This is a genomic window from Aeromonas sp. S12(2024), assembly GCF_041402305.1.
GTDB lineage: Bacteria > Pseudomonadota > Gammaproteobacteria > Enterobacterales > Aeromonadaceae > Aeromonas > Aeromonas veronii.
This window is the reverse complement of record NZ_JBGLRB010000014.1, coordinates 1-18,167: the sequence shown is the minus strand read 5'-3', so window position 1 is coordinate 18,167 and position 18,167 is coordinate 1. Positions and strand designations below refer to the sequence as shown.

The 18,167-nt window shown below is 57.2% G+C and carries 15 protein-coding genes and 1 pseudogene; 5 read left to right on the top strand and 11 right to left on the bottom strand.

Annotated features, from left to right (window positions below):
- Positions 1 to 31: 31 nt before the first annotated feature.
- The 3 genes from pdxY to ACB035_RS14045 form a co-directional block, all read right to left on the bottom strand.
- Positions 32 to 895: a pyridoxal kinase PdxY gene (pdxY, locus tag ACB035_RS14055; protein WP_371167496.1), complete on the bottom strand. Its 864-nt coding sequence runs from the start codon at positions 893 to 895 to the stop codon at positions 32 to 34.
- A gap of 168 nt (positions 896 to 1,063) precedes the next feature.
- The gene (locus ACB035_RS14050) at positions 1,064 to 1,840 is read right to left on the bottom strand and encodes a DUF429 domain-containing protein (RefSeq protein ID WP_371167495.1); all 777 of its coding nucleotides are present in this window, start codon (positions 1,838 to 1,840) and stop codon (positions 1,064 to 1,066) included.
- 83 nt (positions 1,841 to 1,923) lie between these two features.
- Complete coding sequence (locus tag ACB035_RS14045) at positions 1,924 to 2,487, bottom strand: VC2662 family protein (RefSeq protein ID WP_005333596.1); 564 nt, start codon at positions 2,485 to 2,487, stop codon at positions 1,924 to 1,926.
- Between the two features lie 260 nt (positions 2,488 to 2,747).
- Here ACB035_RS14045 and ybcJ point away from each other — a divergent pair, with 260 nt between their 5' ends.
- Positions 2,748 to 2,981: a ribosome-associated protein YbcJ gene (ybcJ, locus tag ACB035_RS14040; protein ID WP_005333598.1), complete on the top strand. Its 234-nt coding sequence runs from the start codon at positions 2,748 to 2,750 to the stop codon at positions 2,979 to 2,981.
- Between the two features lie 33 nt (positions 2,982 to 3,014).
- On the opposite strand, the gene ACB035_RS14035 is transcribed toward ybcJ, so the two are convergent.
- The 4 genes from ACB035_RS14035 to ACB035_RS14020 form a co-directional block, all read right to left on the bottom strand.
- Entirely contained in the window at positions 3,015 to 3,488 is a 474-nt protein-coding gene (locus tag ACB035_RS14035) for a DUF4442 domain-containing protein (RefSeq protein ID WP_005352552.1), read from the bottom strand.
- A 167-nt stretch (positions 3,489 to 3,655) separates the two neighbouring features.
- Positions 3,656 to 5,407 (bottom strand): ABC transporter transmembrane domain-containing protein, encoded by a 1,752-nt coding sequence (locus ACB035_RS14030; RefSeq protein ID WP_199416344.1) that lies wholly within the window; start codon positions 5,405 to 5,407, stop codon positions 3,656 to 3,658.
- On the bottom strand, positions 5,404 to 7,140 hold the full coding sequence (locus ACB035_RS14025; protein ID WP_371167494.1) for an ABC transporter transmembrane domain-containing protein: 1,737 nt from the start codon (positions 7,138 to 7,140) through the stop codon (positions 5,404 to 5,406). Before ACB035_RS14025 ends, ACB035_RS14030 begins: the two co-directional genes overlap by 4 nt.
- Positions 7,141 to 7,306: 166 nt before the next feature.
- Positions 7,307 to 10,111 (bottom strand): response regulator, encoded by a 2,805-nt coding sequence (locus ACB035_RS14020; RefSeq protein ID WP_371167493.1) that lies wholly within the window; start codon positions 10,109 to 10,111, stop codon positions 7,307 to 7,309.
- A gap of 187 nt (positions 10,112 to 10,298) precedes the next feature.
- Between ACB035_RS14020 and trxC the strand changes: the two genes are divergently transcribed.
- Both trxC and ACB035_RS14010 read left to right on the top strand, forming a co-directional pair.
- A complete protein-coding gene (gene trxC / locus ACB035_RS14015) occupies positions 10,299 to 10,733 on the top strand; it encodes a thioredoxin TrxC (protein WP_201905518.1) in 435 nt (144 codons plus the stop codon).
- A 161-nt stretch (positions 10,734 to 10,894) separates the two neighbouring features.
- Complete coding sequence (locus tag ACB035_RS14010; RefSeq protein ID WP_005333606.1) at positions 10,895 to 12,277, top strand: DASS family sodium-coupled anion symporter; 1,383 nt, start codon at positions 10,895 to 10,897, stop codon at positions 12,275 to 12,277.
- A 64-nt stretch (positions 12,278 to 12,341) separates the two neighbouring features.
- Here the strand turns inward: ACB035_RS14010 and ACB035_RS14005 are convergent, their stop codons facing one another.
- Both ACB035_RS14005 and ACB035_RS14000 read right to left on the bottom strand, forming a co-directional pair.
- On the bottom strand, positions 12,342 to 14,816 hold the full coding sequence (locus ACB035_RS14005; protein ID WP_005361122.1) for a glycogen/starch/alpha-glucan phosphorylase: 2,475 nt from the start codon (positions 14,814 to 14,816) through the stop codon (positions 12,342 to 12,344).
- Positions 14,817 to 15,191: 375 nt separating this feature from the next.
- Entirely contained in the window at positions 15,192 to 15,389 is a 198-nt protein-coding gene (locus ACB035_RS14000) for a DUF4250 domain-containing protein (RefSeq protein ID WP_005333612.1), read from the bottom strand.
- A 230-nt stretch (positions 15,390 to 15,619) separates the two neighbouring features.
- On the opposite strand from ACB035_RS14000, the gene ACB035_RS13995 reads away from it, so the two are divergent.
- Together ACB035_RS13995 and ACB035_RS13990 are read left to right on the top strand one after the other, a co-directional pair.
- Positions 15,620 to 16,105: a cell division inhibitor gene (locus ACB035_RS13995; RefSeq protein WP_371167492.1), complete on the top strand. Its 486-nt coding sequence runs from the start codon at positions 15,620 to 15,622 to the stop codon at positions 16,103 to 16,105.
- Positions 16,106 to 16,518: 413 nt separating this feature from the next.
- Positions 16,519 to 16,953, top strand: coding sequence for a YcgN family cysteine cluster protein (locus tag ACB035_RS13990; protein WP_371167537.1), 435 nt, complete (start codon positions 16,519 to 16,521; stop codon positions 16,951 to 16,953).
- A 265-nt stretch (positions 16,954 to 17,218) separates the two neighbouring features.
- Here the strand turns inward: ACB035_RS13990 and ACB035_RS13985 are convergent, their stop codons facing one another.
- Both ACB035_RS13985 and ACB035_RS13980 read right to left on the bottom strand, forming a co-directional pair.
- Positions 17,219 to 17,788, bottom strand: coding sequence for a VapE domain-containing protein (locus ACB035_RS13985; protein WP_371167491.1), 570 nt, complete (start codon positions 17,786 to 17,788; stop codon positions 17,219 to 17,221).
- Positions 17,785 to 18,167 (bottom strand): annotated as a pseudogene (locus tag ACB035_RS13980) (hypothetical protein); the annotation flags it as partial. The gene ACB035_RS13985 and the pseudogene ACB035_RS13980, both read right to left, overlap by 4 nt.

The window sequence follows — 18,167 nt, the reverse complement described above, 5'->3', positions numbered from 1 at the left end:
CTTGTCGGGATAGACGAAAGTCCGCATTGACTCAGGGCAGTTTCACCGCTCGCACTTCAACCTCTGGCAGGGCGAAGGCATCTTGCGCGGCGATGAGTTGCAGCTCGTAAGCCTGCTGGCGCCAGGTCTCCTGCAGCACCGCATCCACCGAGGCGTTGGTGCGCTCGAACGCGCTGACCGCATCGTGACCGGCCAGCAAATTCGCCAGCATCAGGGCGCTGATAAGATCGCCAACCCCCACCGGCTGGCGGGCAAAGTCATAGAGCGGACGGGCAATCAAGTAATCCCCTTGCGGGGTGGCCAGCAGCATCTCGAAGCGGCTGGAGTCCTGCGCCGCACGACCGAGATGCTTGACCAGCACCAGCTTGACGCCGCGGGCCAGCAGCTGATGGGCAGCCGCGCGGGTCTGATCCAGATCAGCCAGATGGGTATCACAGAGGGTCTCCAGCTCCAGCAGGTTGGGAGCCATCATGTCGGCCACCGGCAGCGCCTGCTCGGTCAGAAAACAGGTGACGCCGGGGGCAACGATACACCCCTTCTCCGGATGGCCCATCACAGGGTCGCAGAAGTAGATGGCATCGGGGTTGGCCGCCTTGACGGCGTTGACCACGGTCAGGATCTCGTCCCCCTGCTCGGCGGAGCCAAGGTAACCGCTCAGCACGGCGTCACAGCCACCGAGCACCTCGATATTGCCCAATCCCTCAACCAGCGCGCTGATATGGCCCGCCGGCATCGCCATCCCCTGCCACCCCTGGGCATATTGGGTGTGGTTGGAAAACTGCACCGTGTTGATGGGCCATACATCCATGCCGAGGCGACGCATGGGGAAGACGGCCGCGCTGTTGCCGGCACAACCAAAGACCACGTGGGACTGAATAGAGAGAACGGACTTCATCGGGAATACCACAGCAAAGGATCAGCAAGGTAGGCAATATATCGGATGAAGATAACGATGCGCCACCTTGGCGCGGGATGAACAGGCAATTTCCTGACTAAAGACAGGTTTTTTGCGCCATTTGGCCCGCATCCACAGGATGAGCGGCGCCATGATGCGCTGCGTCCGTCACATCCCATTGCGTTCAACAGCATGACGGGCAAAGTGATAGACCCATCCCTCATCACACGGCATGTCACTGGGTGGCGAAATCAGCTCAGGCAATACCGCCACCTTGCCACCCGCGGCATATTGCAGCGCCATCAGGGCGCAGAGCGCCGCATCGTAGCGATCGGTGCCGACCTGCACGTCCGCAGGCAGCAGCGCCGCCAGCTCGGGCCGTGCCGGGGAGGCCTTGCCGCCCACTTTGGCCAATGCCGGATAGACCTCCAGCACGGCGCGACTGGTCTTCGGAGCAACGGTCGGCACCAGTTGCAGATCCGAGAGTCGCGGCAGCATGGAGAGCGCCAGGGTGGCGTTGTTGCCGAGCCGGTCGAAGGTAGCCGACAGCGGCTTCTTGCCGTACTGCTGATACAGCCAGCGCTCGCAGTCGCGGTAGGCGTAGGGGTTGTCTATCTCCCGCTCGGGAGCGGCGCAGCTATGTGGCTGGCCGTTGAGCAGATCCCGCAAGGCGCGGGGAAAGGCGAGCGGCGCATCGATACCGAGTGCCAGTTGCGGGCAGGCTTCTACCTGCATCAGGGTCAGCTCGTTTTGCAGGGCAGGACGCAGCAGGGCGGCCAGATCTGGCGCCACCCGCGAGCTCAGACGAAACAGCGGCGACACCCCGAGCCAGTGCAGGCGGTTGGATTCGGCCTGCCAGCCCACCACGGCCACCGCCTGGGCACTGCCCTGCCAGCCACGCACATCCCAGCCGATCCCGATTGCACTCATTTGCCCTGCCGTCATCAATTACCTCTGTTCGCCTGTAACAAGTTGCAAGAGGCACAGGGTAATCAGCAGATGCCTTTAACGCAAAGCGAACCGCCCACTCAGAACGATTTCTGGAAGTTCACCAGCGGCAAAATGGGGAAAACACCGTTGGCGGCATAGTTGGCCAGCCCGATCTGCAAGCCATCGAGGTGCTTGGTCGCATTGATAAAGCCAATCTGGAAGGTGGTACGCTCGGCATAGTTGACGAAGCCGACGTTGGCCAGCGCATTGCCCTTGGCGATATTGACCGCCCCCCAGTTAAGCCCCTGTACATTGTTGGTCAGGTTGACCAGCCCCAGATTGACGCCGGTATCCTGCCCTTCGTGCCAGTTGATGGCGTTGATGGCGACCCCGCCAAACTGGTGACGTACCCGACCAGCACCGAGGAAGATCCCGAGCTGCAGGCCGCTGAACTGATCCACATCGGAGAGGGCGAAGATCGGCAGATCAATGCCCTTCACCTGACCGGTCCGACCGTAGAGCAACGAGGCGCGCGCCCCTTCCACCTGATGGGACGCGGGCAAATTGACCCCGGGCAGCGAGACCTGTACCGGAGTACTGGCCTGCGCGACACCGCACAGAGTCAGGGCGCTGCATGCCAGCAGCAGGCGGGAGAGTGTCATGGAAAGTTCCTTGGGACATTGAGAGTGGCCCGATCCTAACAGTCAGGGGCTAATGTGGGCACACCAGCAGGGACGAGGTGCGTCACGATACGTCACGGTTGGCCCTCTCACCTCTCCATCAGGACTTGCGAAAGCGCCACCTCAAGAACAATCGGCCACTTTTTCACAGCGAGTAGTCCCTCTTCCTTTCTTTGCCTGAGCGAACTGCCTAAAATAGTCGCCCTGCTGTATCCGGCATTCATCCATCTAGAGGATTTCCCATGGAGACGTTTCTGCTCGAAGGTCACCCCTTCGTTGCCTTGTGTGACCTTATCAAACATCAGGGGTGGGCCGATTGTGGCGGCGCCGCCAAAGCCCTCATTGCCGAAGGGCTGGTCGAGGTGGACGGTCAGGTCGAGACCCGCAAGCGCTGCAAGATCGTGGCCGAACAGGTGGTCAACTTCAACGGCATGAAGGTCGTGGTGAAAGAGGGCGTCAGCCCGGAGATTGGCTAAACCCGTTTCGGGGAGCCACTTTCCGGCAACCCGCTAGCTGGCCTTGATCGACAGGGTCAGCACAAAACGCGCCATCGCCTCATCCCCGTTCAATGACGGACAAGTGGCCACCACCCGGATGGGGCGATTGATGCGCTGACCGCTTGCCAACGATTCGTCGATCATGGCGTCAATCTCCTCCCCCGCTGCGCAGTCGAACTGCACATCCCCCTCCGGTCGTTTCAAAAACTCCCCCTGCACATCCTTGAAGGCGAAGTGCACCTTCTTGCGCCGCTGCCGCCCCTTCTCCATCACCAGCAGACCGCCCACCAGATCAGCGCCGGTCGCCAGCGCGCCAAAATACATGCTGCCCAGGTGGTTGCGGGTACGCCAGCCAAGAGGAATGCGAATGCGCAGCGCCTTGGCGTTCATCTCTTCGATGATCGGGGCACAAAACCCGATGACGGGAATATAGCGCCAGGCAAACAGCCGGAGCGCCAGATTGGCTTTGAAGCGTTGCAAATCCATATGCGAACTGATCCGATGAGTTAATGTAAACAACATGTTGCCTGCATCTGCGTCATTCGACAAGCACAGGGATCACGGTTACGACCTTTTGCCCAACCCAAAAAAACAGAGGGAACCGCATCGGTTCCCTCTTTTCGTTCATGTCGCCGTTACAGCAAATGTGCCGCTCAGGCGCGCTTCTCTTCCAGCCAGGCTCCCTGACTCTGCATCTCGAACAGCTGGGCATAGTGACCGCCGAGGGCCATCAACTCACCATGGGTACCCCGCTCGTTCACCTGACCACGGGAGAGCAGCAGGATCTCGTCCGCATCGACGATGGTCGAGAGGCGGTGGGCGATGGCGATGGTAGTGCGGCCACGACGGGCAGCAGAGATCGCCTGCGACAGCGCCAGCTCGGTCTGGGAGTCTACGCTGGCCGTCGCTTCATCCAGAATGAGGATGCGCGGATCCCCCACCAGCGCCCGGGCAAAGGAGAGCAGTTGCCGCTGACCGGCGGAGAGGTTCTTGCCCCCCTCCTCCATCAGGGTGTTGATCCCCTGTGGCAGGCTGCGCACAAACTCGGCCAGCTGCACCTCGCTCAGCGCCTGCCAGAGCCGCGCGTCATCTATGCCGGCGCGGCCGAGACGCAGGTTCTCCGCCAGGGTGCCGACGAAGATAAAAGGATCTTGCTGCACCAGCCCGATGCTGCGGCGCACCGCCGCCAGCGACAGGGTATCCAGTGCGTGATCATCGAAGCGGATCTGCCCCTGATCCAGCGGATAGAAGCCCATCAGCAAGCTGATGATGGTGGACTTGCCGCTGCCGGTATGGCCCACCAGCGCCAGCATCTGGCCCGGTTTTGCGGCAAAGCTGACCTCCCGCAGCACCTGCTGCTCGCCATCGTAGGAGAAGCTCACCCGCTCGAAACTGACCCGTCCTTCCAGCGGGCGCAGCTCGCCCTCGGTGCTCTCGCGGGTTTCATCGAGCAGGGCAAAGACCCGCTCCCCCGCCACCATCGCCTGCTGCAACTGGTTAAGCTGGTTGGTCATCTCGATGAGCGGCTCGATCATCCGCCCCAGATAGCTGATAAAGGCGTAGAGCACCCCCACCTGAATGGCACCGGCGTGGCTCCCCCCCTCGTGGGCGAACAGCGCCAACAGACCGATCAGCACCATCATGTAGAAGAGATCGATGAGCGGACGCAGCAAAATGCCGTTGATCTTGAGGCTCTTGATCCGTGCCGACCAGTGTTGCTGGTTCACCTCGGCAAAGGCGTTGGCAAAGTGGCGCTCCTGCACCATCGCCTGGATCACCGGCATCCCCTGCAGCGACTCGTTGAGGCGGCTGTTGATGTCGGAGAGCAGACTGCGGGTCGCTCGCACCACCGGCACGCTCAGTTTCTGGTAGAGCCACATCACCCCGCCCACAGCGGGCAGCAACAGGGAGCAGACCAGCATCAGCCGCAGATCCAGCAGCGCCATCGAGATGAGGATGCCGCACAAGAGCACCACCTTTTGCACCAGCAAGCCGATCACCTGCACATAGAGGTTCATGATCGCCTCGGTGTCGTTGGTGATGCGGGAAATCAGCGAGCCGGATCGATGCTTGTCAAAGTAGCGGGCCGGCAAACGGATGGCGGTAGCAAATACCTGCTCGCGCAGGGTTTGCACCACCGCCTGAGCGATACGGTTAAAGCGCAGGGATTGCAGATAGAAACCCGCCGCCGACAGCACCTGCAAACCCAGATAGCCCGCTGCAATCAGGGCTATGGTGGGCAGCACGATATTGCGAGGCGCCAGATAGTCATCGATAAAGAGCTTGATCAGCAGCGGCCCGGCCACTTCGGCGCCGGTCGCAAGCAGCAGGCAAATCCCCGCCTGGATCAGCCAGCGAGGATACTGGGCGCAGTAGGCGAGCAGTCGTTTAATGGTCGGATTCACAGGCTCTCCTCCACCGCTTCTTCGAGACGCTGATAACGCACCATATCTGCATACCAGCCATTGTGCGCCATCAGGGCACCGTGATGACCCCGTTCGCTAACGGTTCCCTGCTCCAGCACCAGGATCTCGTCGGCCTGCTCCACCGCCGTCATGCGATGGCTGACCAGGATCAGGGTGCGACGATGTGCCTTGAGGGCATGCAGAATTTGCTGCTCGGTGTGGGCATCCACCGCCGAGAGCGCATCATCGAGCACCAGAATGGGCGCATCCAGCAGCAGGGCGCGGGCAATGGCCAGCCGCTGTTTCTGGCCGCCGGAGAGGGTCACCCCTTTCTCCCCCACCTCGGTCTCATAGCCTTTGGGGAAACGCACAATATCATCGTGGACACAGGCAATGCGCGCCACCCGTTCGACCTCCTCGCGGCTCGCATCGGGTTTGCCCAGGGCAATATTGGCGGCGATAGTGGTGGAAAACAGGAATGGCTCCTGCGGCACATAGGCAAACTGGCTGCGCAATGTGGCAAGCGGCAGCTGGTCAATCGGAACGCCACCCATGACAATCGAACCGTGAGTCGGATTGGCAAGGCGCATCAACAGCTTGAGCAGGGAGCTCTTGCCTGCCCCGGTGCGCCCCACCACCCCGAGCATCCCCCCTTGCTTGAGGGTAACGTCGATATCCGCAAGCAGGGTGCGCTGCTCAAGTTGATAGCTCACCCCTTTGATCTGCAAAGGAAAGGCAGAGGTAAACGCGGCCGGCTGGGCGGGCTCTTCGATATCGCTGCGCTCTCCCAACAGGCTCTCGATGCGGGAGTAGGCGGCGCTGCCCCGCTCGATGATGTTGAACAACCAGGCGATGGCAAACATCGGCCAGATCAGCTGGCCGAGGTACATGGTGAAGCTGGTGAGCTCACCCAGGGTCAACTCATCGTGCAGCACCAGCACACTGCCCCCCGCCACCGCGAGGAAGTAGGAGCAACCGATACAGAGATAGATGACCGGATCGAATTTGGCATCGATGCGGGCCACAGCCATATTGCGCTCCCCCGCCTGTTTGGTCAGCTCGGCAAAGCCTTCATCTTCCAGCGATTCAACCGCATAGGATTTCAACACCCGCACGCCGGAAAGGGCCTCCTGGGTCTTGTTGTTGAGTTTGGAGAAGGCCCCTTGCGCCGCCTTGAACTGGGTGTAGATCTGGGTGCCGAAGCGGTTCATGAAATAGGCCATCACCGGCAGCGGCAACAAGGAGACCAGCGTCAACTGCCAGGAGTACTGGCTACACATGATGGAGAGCACCAATACCCCGACCATGATGGAGTCCACCAGAGTCAGCACCCCTTCGCCAGCGGTCATCTCCACCGCCTGAATGTCATTGGTGGCATGGGCCATCAAATCGCCAGTACGGTGGCGCTGATAAAAATCTGGGCTCATCCGGGTGAAATGGCTGAAAAGGCGATTGCGCAACACATAGGCCAGACGGTAAGAGGCACCAAACAGCATCACCCGCCAAACGTAGCGCAGCAGATAAATCAGCACACCCAGACCAAACAGCCCCGCCAGATAGCGCATCAGGGTACCATTGTCGAGACCGCCCTTGGTGATGCCATCCACCACCCAGCCCACAACTTTGGGCGGAATAACGGTCAACAGGGCCACCATCAGCAGCAGGGAGATGGCAGCCAGATAACGGGGCCACTGCTCCTTGAAAAACCAGCTCAATCGTAGAAATACGCTCACACCACCAACCTTTAGCGCTCTCTGCCCGTGACCGCTCCAAGGAGCGGCCATCAGAGAAGCCACGCAGAAATAGAAGAATGAAAACAATCGCCTCCGGCTGGAGGCGATTCGAACGAAAGCTCATCATATCCCGAACCGGGATGGTTGAGAATAATTACTATTTAATTCACTGTGACATGCGATCATCCCCTGATGAATAGGGATTATACGAATTTTCATGCTGCTCACCGGTCAACAGGAAGTGTGACACCTCTTCCCGGGTCTGGCTAAAGACCTGTTGCAACTGCTCCAGATCCGTCTCGCTTAGCACCTCGTTTTGCCGCAAGCGCCACTCCAGCTCGCCAGCCACCAATTGCAGACGGGCCGCCGAGATATTGGCCGACACCCCCTTGAGGGTGTGCAGCAGCTTGCTGGCCACCTCGGGTTGCTGACGGCGCAGGGCGGAGCGGATCTCCCACAGGTCGTCCTTGTGTTCCGACATGAACAGCTTGAACAGGATCTGCAACGCCTCCTTGTCCTGCTCCAGCCGCTTGAGTGCATCCTGCAGATCGAGGATCCCGATCATATCCGGCGGTTTCACCTCCATGATCCCCGCCTGCTCCACCCCTTGCGGCTTTACCCACTGCAGCAGGTTGTTGTAGAGATCCAGCTTGCTCACCGGCTTGGTGACATAGCCATTCATCCCCACCCCCAGGCAACGCTCCTTGTCACCGGGCATGGCACTGGCGGTGAGGGCAATGATGGGCACATCGTGTTTGTCGACCATCTTGCGGATCTGGCGGGTGGCATCGAGTCCGTCCAGCACCGGCATCTGCAAATCCATCAGGATCACGTCAAAAGGCTGCTCGGCGACCCGCTCCACCGCCTCCCGACCATTGCTGACCACACACACCACCGCATCGACGCGCCGCAGATACTCAATGATGAGCTGCTGATTGACCCGGTTGTCTTCCGCCAACAGCACTCGGGTACCCTGCAACAGGGATTTGAAGTGTTGCTGATCCCCCTGTGCCTCGGCCTTGCGCAGGTTGAGCTCGTAGGAGCTGCCGTTGAGCAGCTCGTCCACCTTGGCCAGCAGGGCATTTTCGGTCATCGGTTTGGGCAGAAAATGGGTCAGCCCCATGCTGTCCATCCGGGCGTGCAACCCCTCTCTGGCCCAGGCACTGATCATCAGAATGGGGATCCGCCGCCACTGGCTGTGCTGATACATCTCCAGCGCCAGATCGAGCCCATCCTCCTGACCCATACGCCAGTCAAGGATCGCCAACCGCAGATTCGGTCCCTCTTCACGGAGCAGCTGACGGGCACGGGAAAGGGAGTTAACCGGCAGCACCCGCACTCCCGCGCGAGTCAGAATGTCCTGGGCCAGATCCAGCACCAGCTCGTTGTCATCCATCACCATCACCAGCGGCTGGTTTTCGAAGAAGACTTTCCGTCCAGCGACGCCGTAGACCGCCTGCGCCATCGGAATATCGAACTTGAACAGAGAGCCGACGCCAGGCTTGCTCTCTACGGTGATCCGCCCCCCCATCAGCTCCACCAGCCGCTGGGAGATGTTGAGCCCAAGACCCGAGCCGCCATATTTTCGGGTATTGCCCGCCTCCAGCTGGGTAAACGCCTGAAACAGTTGGGTCTGCTTCTCTTCGGCAATGCCGATGCCGGTATCGCGCACACTGAAGCGGATCCGCATTGGGTGAGGATTGGCCAGCTCGATGCAGACTTCGACTTCACCGCGTTCGGTAAACTTGATGGCGTTGTTCACCAGATTGACCAGCACTTGTCCCAATCGCAGGGGATCTCCACGCAAGAAGACCGGCACCTCCGGTGACTTGCGAATAACCACTTCCACGTGTTTGCGCTCCGCCAGATCGGCAAACATGCCCGCCAGCGAATCGAGCTGCTCGCTGAGATCGAAGTCGATCTCCTCCAACGTCAGCTTGCCTGACTCCACCTTGGTCAAATCAAGGATGTCGTTGATCAGCAGCAGCAGGGTGTCGGATGAGGATTTGATCTTGCCCAGATAGTCCCGCTGTTGTTGATCCAGTTCAGTCTGCAGTGCCAGCGAGCTAAAACCTATGATGGCATTCATGGGGGTGCGGATCTCGTGGCTCATGTTGGCCAGAAAATCGCTTTTGGCCTGGGCCAGCAAGCCGGTCTGGCGCGACAACTCGCTCAGCTTCTGGTTGCGGCGCCACAGGGTGAAGGCCACCAGCGCAAAGCAGATCAAAGCCCCGCACAGCACCATCAGATAGAAGCGGTTCATCAAAGAGGAGGCGCGCTCCAGCTTGTCGAGTTTCCAGCGCACCAGACTCTCGATCACATGCATGTCGATGAGCTGGTAACGCAAGGTGTGATAGGCAATCACCTGCTGGCTCATCTCCTTGCTCAGGCGGATCAGGGTAGCGATCTCCGGCAAGTTGCCATAACGGGATTGCAACTGCTGTTGCAGCTGGTCCAGCGTAGTCTGTTCACGTTTGTCCCAACTGCGCTGCAGATAGTTGCTCAGTTGCGCCAGCTCCTCCAGGTCGCGATGAAGCGCACTGTCTGACGGGCTTATCCCCCGCACCTTTTTAATCTGGGCCTGCAGGGGCGCATTGAGGTACTCGATAGCCATCTCAATGGCATGAAGCCTGGCCAGCGCCATCAGATAGGTGTCCATGTCCTCAAGCAGTGCCTGGGAGAGATCGTCTTGCACCAGCTCGGGATCGCTTCTGACTTCCCGTACAAAACCGTCAAGGGTGATGGATAACTGGTTCAGGCGCTGCTGGACATTGCTGTCATTGGCCTGCTCCCGCCCAAGCAGATAGACGGTATCGGCGTTGATCCGGTTCAGTACCACCTCGGCCGCGTCGTTCAGGTCGTGGGCCTGCTGCTGCTGACTGAGCGACTGCCAGCAGTAGCCCGAAAAGGCGAGCAGCAAGGCAACGATCAGCCCTGGCACAGCACGGTTTTTCCGTGATCCTTTATTCATCCCGTCTCGACTCTCATCTGGTGGTCGCTGAATTATCCGGTTAGGCAATGAACCCTGGGGGAATTATCCACTCCCGCTGGGCACTGTGTTACCGTTATTGCTCTGATATTTCGCTATTGTTTCGCGATTGCTTCATTCTGGCTTCTCATCATATCCCCGGCCAGCGCTGATTTAGAAGGAACCAATTATGTCATTTATCACTACTTATTGTAGCCACTGCTTTACCAGGAACCGCCTGCCCGTTACCCATATCGATACATCTGCCAAATGCGGGCGCTGCAAAGCCCTCCTGTTCAGCCAGACCCCTTGCCTCGGGAAGGCGGATAACTTCGATACCCTGATCAACTCAGATATCCCGGTCGTGGTCGATTTCTGGGCCAGCTGGTGCGGCCCCTGCCAGCAGTTTGCTCCGGTATTTCATGAGGTTGCCCATGAACTCGAACCACGGATGCGCTTTGTCAAAGTCGATACCGAGCAGCAGAGCACCATTGCCGCCCGTTACGCCATTCGCAGCATCCCCACCCTGATGGTCTTCAAACAGGGCAAACTGGTGAACCAGATAAATGGCTCCTTGCCCAAGAGCATGTTCAAGCAATGGCTGGAACAGTTCATGGATGATTGATTTATATTTCGCACATGTTTTATTTATGTGTTCATTTCCTCATTTTTATCAATGAGTATGTGAGTAGAGGCTTATTTTCAACATGTGAGTCTGTTTCAAACAAGTGAATGGATGTAATCTCAGCAACACAAAAACAACCATAAATTAACCGAGAGAACATTATGCACACATCAGCTGTACCCTCTGCTCCATCTCGCTGGCTGGACATCAAATCAGGGATCGTCATCCTGGATGTTTTGTTACTTTGTGCCATGCTCGCTTGGCTCCCGTTTGACCCCATGGTCAACAAGGGGCTGGGCATTCTGGTCTTTATTGCCATCCTCTGGCTGACCGAAGCGCTGCACGTCACCATCACCGCGCTGCTGGTACCCCTGCTGGCTACCGTGCTCGGGGTGTTTGACATGAGCAAATCCCTCACCGATTTTGCCAACCCGATCCTGTTCCTCTTTTTTGGCGGTTTCGCCCTCGCGGCAGCCCTCTCCAAACAGGGACTGGATACCCTGATGGCAGGCAAGGTGATGCACCTGGCCAATGGTCATCTGGGTTGGGGCGTCATCCTGCTCTTTACCATCACAGCCGCCATGTCGATGTGGATCAGCAACACCGCTACCACCGCCATGATGCTGCCACTGGCGATCGGTATGCTGGCACGCCTCGACAGCAAAAAAGAGCGCGCCACCTTCGTCTTCGTATTGCTGGGGATCGCCTACAGCGCCAGTATCGGCGGCATCGGCACCCTGGTGGGTAGCCCACCCAACGCCATCGCAGCCGCCCAGATGGGGATTGGCTTCACTGACTGGATGAAATTCGGTGTTCCAGTCGTGCTGATCCTGATGCCCTGCGGCATTGCCCTGCTCTATCTGGTAACCCGCCCGCGTCTCAGCCACCGCGTCGAGATCCAGGATGTCACCATCAACTGGACCCGCGAGCGTAAAGTGACGCTGGCAATCTTCCTGACCACCGTTGTGCTCTGGATCGGATCACAACCCATCTCCAACGCCTTTGGCGGTATTCCGCAACTCGACACCCTGATTGCCATGGGCGCCATCGTGGCCATCGTGGTCAGCCGTGTCGCCAGCTGGGATGACGTCAACCAGAACACCGACTGGGGCGTGCTGATGCTGTTTGGCGGCGGTCTGACCCTGAGCGCCATTCTCAAGGCCACTGGTACCAGCGCATTCTTGGCCAGCCATCTGTCGGCCGTACTCTCCAACGCCAACATTTTTGTCGTGTTGCTTATGCTGGCCGCCTTCGTGGTGTTCCTGACCGAGCTGGTCTCCAACACCGCCACCGCCGCGCTGTTGGTTCCCCTGTTTGCCGGTGTCGCCGAGGCGCTGGGTGTATCACCTGTGGTAATGTCGGTGTTGATCGCTATCGGTGCCTCCTGTGCCTTTATGCTGCCGGTCGCCACGCCGCCCAATGCCATCGTCTTTGCCAGTGGCCACATCCGCCAGAGGGAGATGATGAAAGCCGGTATGGCTCTGAACGTGGTCTTTACCGTGTTGCTCGCCCTGCTGGCCTACTTCGTTGGCGATATCCTCTGATCCACCTCCCCCCCAATAAACAAAAACCCCCGCATTGCGGGGGTTTTCTCATTTATGAATCCGATTAGCCGATGTTGCAGGCCTTCAGATCCCAGATCCGATCCACATAGTCCTGAATGGAGCGGTCGGAGTTGAACTTGCCCATGGTGGCCGAGTTGATGATGGCCTTCTTCGCCCACAGTGCCGGATCCCGATACCAGGTATCGATCAGCTTGTGTGCATCCGAGTAGGACTGGAAGTCCGCCAGGGTCAGGTAAGGGTCTCCCCCTTCCAGCAAAGAGCGCTTGATGGAGGCCAGCTCACCCGGACGACCCGGCGTGAAGTAGTCGGTATCAAACCAGTCCAGCACGGCTTTGAGCTCGGAGTTGGCATAGTAGAAGTCGTACGGGTTGTAACCGCGCGCCTTCAGCGACTTCACCTCGTCCACGTTCAGACCGAAGATGGCACAGTTTTCGGCACCCGCCTCTTCGGCGATCTCGATGTTGGCTCCATCCAGCGTCCCGATGGTGATTGCACCGTTGAGTGCCATCTTCATGTTGCCGGTACCGGATGCTTCATAACCTGCAGTGGAGATCTGCTCGGAGACATCTGCTGCCGGGATCAGCTTCTCGGCCAGACTCACGCGATAGTTCGGCATGAACACCACTTTCAGCTTGCCCTGGATACGAGCATCGTTATTGACCCGATCCGCCAGCTTGTTGATGGCATAGATGATGTCTTTGGCCAGCTTGTAACCGGGCGCCGCTTTGGAGCCGAAGATAAACACGCGCGGATGCATGTCATAGTCCGGGTTGGCCAGCAGGCGACGATAGAGCGCCATGATGTGAATAAGGTTCAGCTGCTGGCGCTTGTACTCGTGCAGACGCTTGATCTGAACGTCAAAGATCGCCTCGGCACTGACATCGATACCGGTTTCGTCTTTGATGACCTTGACCAGCTTCTCTTTGTTGTGACGCTTGATGGTCATGAACTGCTGCTGGAACGCCTTGTCGTCGGCAAACTTCACCACGCCACGCAGTTTGTCCAGTTGCAGCGGCCACTCCTTGCCCACTACTTCGTTGTAGAGGCCAGCCAGTTCCGGGTTGCACGCCAGCAGCCAGCGACGCGGGGTCACCCCGTTGGTCACGTTGCACATTTTTTCCGGCCACAGCTCGGCATACTCGGGGAAGAGATCTTCCTTCACCAGCTTGGAGTGGATCTCGGCCACACCGTTCACTTTGGACGAACCGATCACGCACAGGTTGCCCATGCGAACCTTGCGTACATCACCCTCTTCGATGATGGAGAGCTTGGCCTTGATGGCATCGTTGCCCGGCCACTTGGGCTCCACCAACTCGTTCAGGAAGCGGGCGTTGATCTCGTAAATCACCTCCAGATGGCGAGGCAGTACTTTCTCGAACAGGCTGACCGACCACTTCTCCAGCGCTTCCGGCAGCAGAGTGTGGTTGGTATAAGAGAAGACCTGATAGCAGATAGCCCAAGCGGCATCCCAGTTCAGATCTTCCTCGTCAACCAGCACCCGCATCAGTTCCGGGATGGCGACAGTCGGGTGAGTATCGTTGAGCTGAATGGCAATTTGCGCGGCAAAGTTGCTGAAGTCACTGCCATGGACCCGCTTGTAGCGGCGCATGATGTCCTTGATGGAGCAAGCACAGAAGAAGTACTGCTGGATCAGACGCAGCTCTTTACCTGCATCGGTCTCATCGTTCGGATACAGCACCTTGGAAATGGTCTCGGCCTGGGCTTTCTCAGCCTGGGAGTCGATGTAACCACCGGCGTTGAACACGTCCCAGTCGAAAAACTCAGAGGCGCGGGATTCCCACAAACGCAGGATGTTGACGGTGTGACCGCCAAAACCGACCACCGGAATATCCCAAGGCACCCCTTTAATCTTGCGACCGGCGTGCCATACCTTCTTCAGGCCGCCATTGTCACCAAACACGGTCTCGACGTAGCCATAGAGCGGCACTTCTTGCACCGACTCGGGGCGGCAGATCTCCCAGGGGTTGCCATATTCACGCCAGGAGTCCGGACGCTCGATCTGGCGGCCATCCTGGATTTCCTGACGGAACAGACCGTGTTCGTAGTGGATACCGTAACCAACCGCCGGATAGTTCAGAGTGGCCAGCGAGTCGATAAAGCAGGCAGCCAGACGACCCAGGCCGCCGTTGCCAAGTGCCATGTCCGGCTCTTGTTCGCACAGGTCGGTCAGTTCCAGACCGAGTTCGCCCAGCGCCTCTTCGCAAGTCTTGTAGAGGGAGAGGTTGTGCAGGTTGTTGGAAGTCAATCGTCCCATCAGGAATTCAGCAGAGAGATAGTGAATCGCACGAGTATCTTTCTTGAAATGAGTCTGCTGAGTGCGGGTCAGGCGCTCGTACACCTGTTCATTGACAGCCGCAGCAGTGGCTTTCCACCACGCTTCGGGAGAGGCTTTCTGTTCGCTTGTTCCCAAGGTAGAACGCAGGTGACGCACGATACTCGCCTTGAGCTGATCTTTATCCAGTTGGAGATCCTGGTCTGTCTTCTTCTTGGTAGCCATAAACCATATTCCTTCGTTACAAATAAAATTGTTATCCCGCTTGCGGGACCGGCGCTGTTGTTATCTCAAAATATGTACCGGCGTGAGAATACTAACTAAAGCGGCAGAATTAAAAGTTAACGCAAGTCACACTTTAACCGATAAAAACAGCCTGAAAAGCTTGAAAACCCTTTCCTTTAATTGATCGCATAAAAACAAACATTCCCTTTATTATCATGAACTTAATGAAACAATAAAAATATTCTGGCATGAATAGGTTTTCAGAGATTGCCAAGCCTTGAAAATCCCTGAAAATAGGCAGCAAGACGGCACATTGAAACCGGTTTCAATGTGCCTGAAAAATTACCGTATAAATATGAAGCAATCATTGCACCCTTAAAGATGTGCTTTGAACTGATTGCTCAATGGATCGTAATGGTATCCAATCTGATCCAGACGTCCTGCCAACTGCTCTTCACTCATATCGTAATAGGCCAGCAACTCCTCCAACCCGTCACACTCAAGCCTTAGCTTCTCATTGATGATGCCCAGCAAGATGTTGGCATCAAGACGTTGCAAGGTACTGATGTCCATGGCGGCACCTCCTGTAAATGACCTGTATAACCATGGGCGGTTACGCAAGGTTTGTCCATAGTACGAAAAACACCCAACTAGCTTTATATTAAATAGTGTTTAAAAACATAACCTTACTAACGACACATGCCAACACCATCACATTTTTCAGCAAAAACACCTTGTCACTGCCACAGGATAGAACTACTGTATGCGCATACAGCTTGGATATTCATACAGGAACCCCATATATGAACCAGCCCCTGCACTCACTGCCCTTTGCGATGAATCGTGTCATGAGCAAGCCCTGGCCAACCAGAACCGCCTGCAAAGCGGAGTTGGCTCATTATGGTGTGATTATCCAGTCTGATGATCAGTTTCTGAGCGAGCTGACAAAGCTTGGGGAGGCTCATACCGGCTGGATCTTGTTGATCGCCCCGCCGGGACGCCCCACAGTCAGCCGTCTGGAAGAGCGAGGTATCGATCCCAAGAGAGTGCTGGTGGTACATAGCCCCAAAATCAAGAACTGGCAGCAAACTCTGGAGCGCAGTCTTGGCAATGGTCATTGCGCCGCCGTATTTACCTGGCTACCCGAGCAGATCGAGCTGGATCACGTCAAGCTGCAGCGACTGGGACAGCAATCTGGCGTACTCACCCGCTTCTTTGGCGCGAGACGGACTAACCTCGGCACACCTCTGCTGGCCTATGCAGAGCAAGATATCTATCTCAATCATTAAGACAAAAAACGAACGCCTACGCAGGCTCTCCCGCGGGTCGCAGTGACAGAAGGGCGCAAACAATATGTGACCAGCGGCTTTATTTGAAAGACAAGCGTGCAACAGCCTGACGGTAGGCATCGGAGATCATTTGACCCTGCTTGCTGCAAGCAGACAAACATCAAAAAGATGTAACGGATAAAGAAGCAGAAAATAAAACCTGAACTGGAGAATCATGCAGCCCAAGTATTCAAACCTGCGGGACTTCCTGCCCACCAGCGAACCCGTTTGAGCAATATGATGAGGCTGAAAGTCATTGCATTCATTTGAGCTGGTCACGACAATTTGCCCACCGGAGTGACCCTCTCCTTGAAATACCGGGTAACAAGGGGTATAACCACGCGTTTTATCAGGTGTAATAAGTGAGCGGTATGATGCAAGCCCCCTTTTGGCAGACCAAGAGTCTGCAGCAGATGACTGAATCCGAATGGGAATCCCTCTGCGATGGTTGCGGAAAATGCTGCCTCAACAAGCTGATCGATGAAGATACCGACGAACTGGTTTTCACCAATGTCGCCTGCAATTTGCTTAACACCAAGACCTGTCAGTGCTCTGATTACGCCAATCGTTTCAAAAAAGAGCCTGACTGTCTGCAGATCACCCATGACAAGATCACCGAATATGACTGGCTCCCCTCAACCTGCGCATATCGCCTGCTGTCTGAAGGTTACGCTCTTCCAGAGTGGCATCCTCTGCTGACCGGCAGTCGTTCCGCGATGCATCAGGCTGGTCAATCCGTCCGTGGCAAAGTGATTCACGAGGATCAGGCGGGTGAATGGATCGATCACATCATCACCTGGGCCAGCTGACACGCTCAACCCGCTATTCTCCAGAGGCAAGGGCTGCACAAGGTTTGGTTGGATCGTCGTTTTCGGTTCTGGATCTTGCCTTCACTTACTAGCAATTTGAGCGCTTTACCCCAAGGGCCCGCCACGCTCAGTTTCTCACCGTGTCTGGTGCATAGTTCGCTCGCAATGAGCCATTCAGAATGAGCATGTTCGTTCGACAGGTAGTGGTGACAGATAAAATCATACAACGGTCCCTTGTCGGTGTGGAGATCGTTTGCAGCGGCGGCTAGGGCAACAGTCCCATCATCCAGAAACCACGTCGCGTTAGACTTATAAAGAGCCAACACCTCCAGCCGAGGATCGCATTCAAGCCATCCATATCTGCCGCAGCAAACAGCTCGATAAGCGCAAACCGCGCATTACCGGCTGTATCCCTGAGAAAATCCGTGCCATTTACTGTGGCAAGAAATGAAGTTTGCCGCTTTTTGGTGGTCATGCAACGGGCATAGGGCAGGCGGAAACAGTCGCTCTCACGGGTCAAAATTGCTTTCAGGCTGTCCGCCTCATGTCTGGTCGTGTTCTCTAGCTCAGCTAGTTCCACAATCCACGCTGACACCGCGCGGCGTACATCACCCAGCTTGTCTGAATTGATGGAGCAATCGAGGGCCGAACCAGGCACTACAGCAACCAGACGGCTCACCCAGGAGCTTTTTCGATAGGACTGCGCCCCCGCCAACACGGGCACCAGTTTCGAGTGCCCGCGTAGCTGATACAGCGCAGCGACACACCCCACCAGCCACGCATGCAATACCGCTCCCGCATAGGCGGGATTAGCTGCATTGAGGGTGGCAATCACCGCATGGATGCGTGGTATCCCGTCCCACGTTCGAGCCTGTGACGCACAGGGTGGTAACTGTGGCGCTCACAAATCGCGGTCAGGTGCTCATCAATTGAGGCATCCGGCACACCTGCCAGCTGGCAGGCATCAAGCAGCGCGGATCGCTGACCCGCCTCAGAGCCTCCCAGACGCTCACCATCCGCATCTGCCAGTTCTGCCTCACCCGTAATCAGGTTGTAGCGTGGATCCCAACCGTTGAATGTGATAAGCGCAAACAAATTCGCACGGCGTTGTTTCCCAAATCGATGCCGCTTGAATGGAACTAACTGAGGACTTGGTGATCTGATCACCACCATCCTCTTCAAGTCTGCATCATGGGCATATCGCTTCATCCCAT

What these genes read in the sequence shown, in the direction of transcription:
- trxC (WP_201905518.1), top strand. Translation starts at nt 10,299, where the DNA reads ATGTCATTTATCACTACTTATTGTAGCCACTGCTTTACCAGGAACCGC.
- ybcJ (WP_005333598.1), top strand. Translation starts at nt 2,748, where the DNA reads ATGGAGACGTTTCTGCTCGAAGGTCACCCCTTCGTTGCCTTGTGTGAC.
- ACB035_RS13995 (WP_371167492.1), top strand. Translation starts at nt 15,620, where the DNA reads ATGAACCAGCCCCTGCACTCACTGCCCTTTGCGATGAATCGTGTCATG.
- ACB035_RS14020 (WP_371167493.1), bottom strand. Translation starts at nt 10,111, where the DNA reads ATGAATAAAGGATCACGGAAAAACCGTGCTGTGCCAGGGCTGATCGTT.
- ACB035_RS14010 (WP_005333606.1), top strand. Translation starts at nt 10,895, where the DNA reads ATGCACACATCAGCTGTACCCTCTGCTCCATCTCGCTGGCTGGACATC.
- ACB035_RS13990 (WP_371167537.1), top strand. Translation starts at nt 16,519, where the DNA reads ATGCAAGCCCCCTTTTGGCAGACCAAGAGTCTGCAGCAGATGACTGAA.
- ACB035_RS14050 (WP_371167495.1), bottom strand. Translation starts at nt 1,840, where the DNA reads ATGACGGCAGGGCAAATGAGTGCAATCGGGATCGGCTGGGATGTGCGT.
- ACB035_RS14005 (WP_005361122.1), bottom strand. Translation starts at nt 14,816, where the DNA reads ATGGCTACCAAGAAGAAGACAGACCAGGATCTCCAACTGGATAAAGAT.
- ACB035_RS14000 (WP_005333612.1), bottom strand. Translation starts at nt 15,389, where the DNA reads ATGGACATCAGTACCTTGCAACGTCTTGATGCCAACATCTTGCTGGGC.
- pdxY (WP_371167496.1), bottom strand. Translation starts at nt 895, where the DNA reads ATGAAGTCCGTTCTCTCTATTCAGTCCCACGTGGTCTTTGGTTGTGCC.
- ACB035_RS14045 (WP_005333596.1), bottom strand. Translation starts at nt 2,487, where the DNA reads ATGACACTCTCCCGCCTGCTGCTGGCATGCAGCGCCCTGACTCTGTGC.
- ACB035_RS14035 (WP_005352552.1), bottom strand. Translation starts at nt 3,488, where the DNA reads ATGGATTTGCAACGCTTCAAAGCCAATCTGGCGCTCCGGCTGTTTGCC.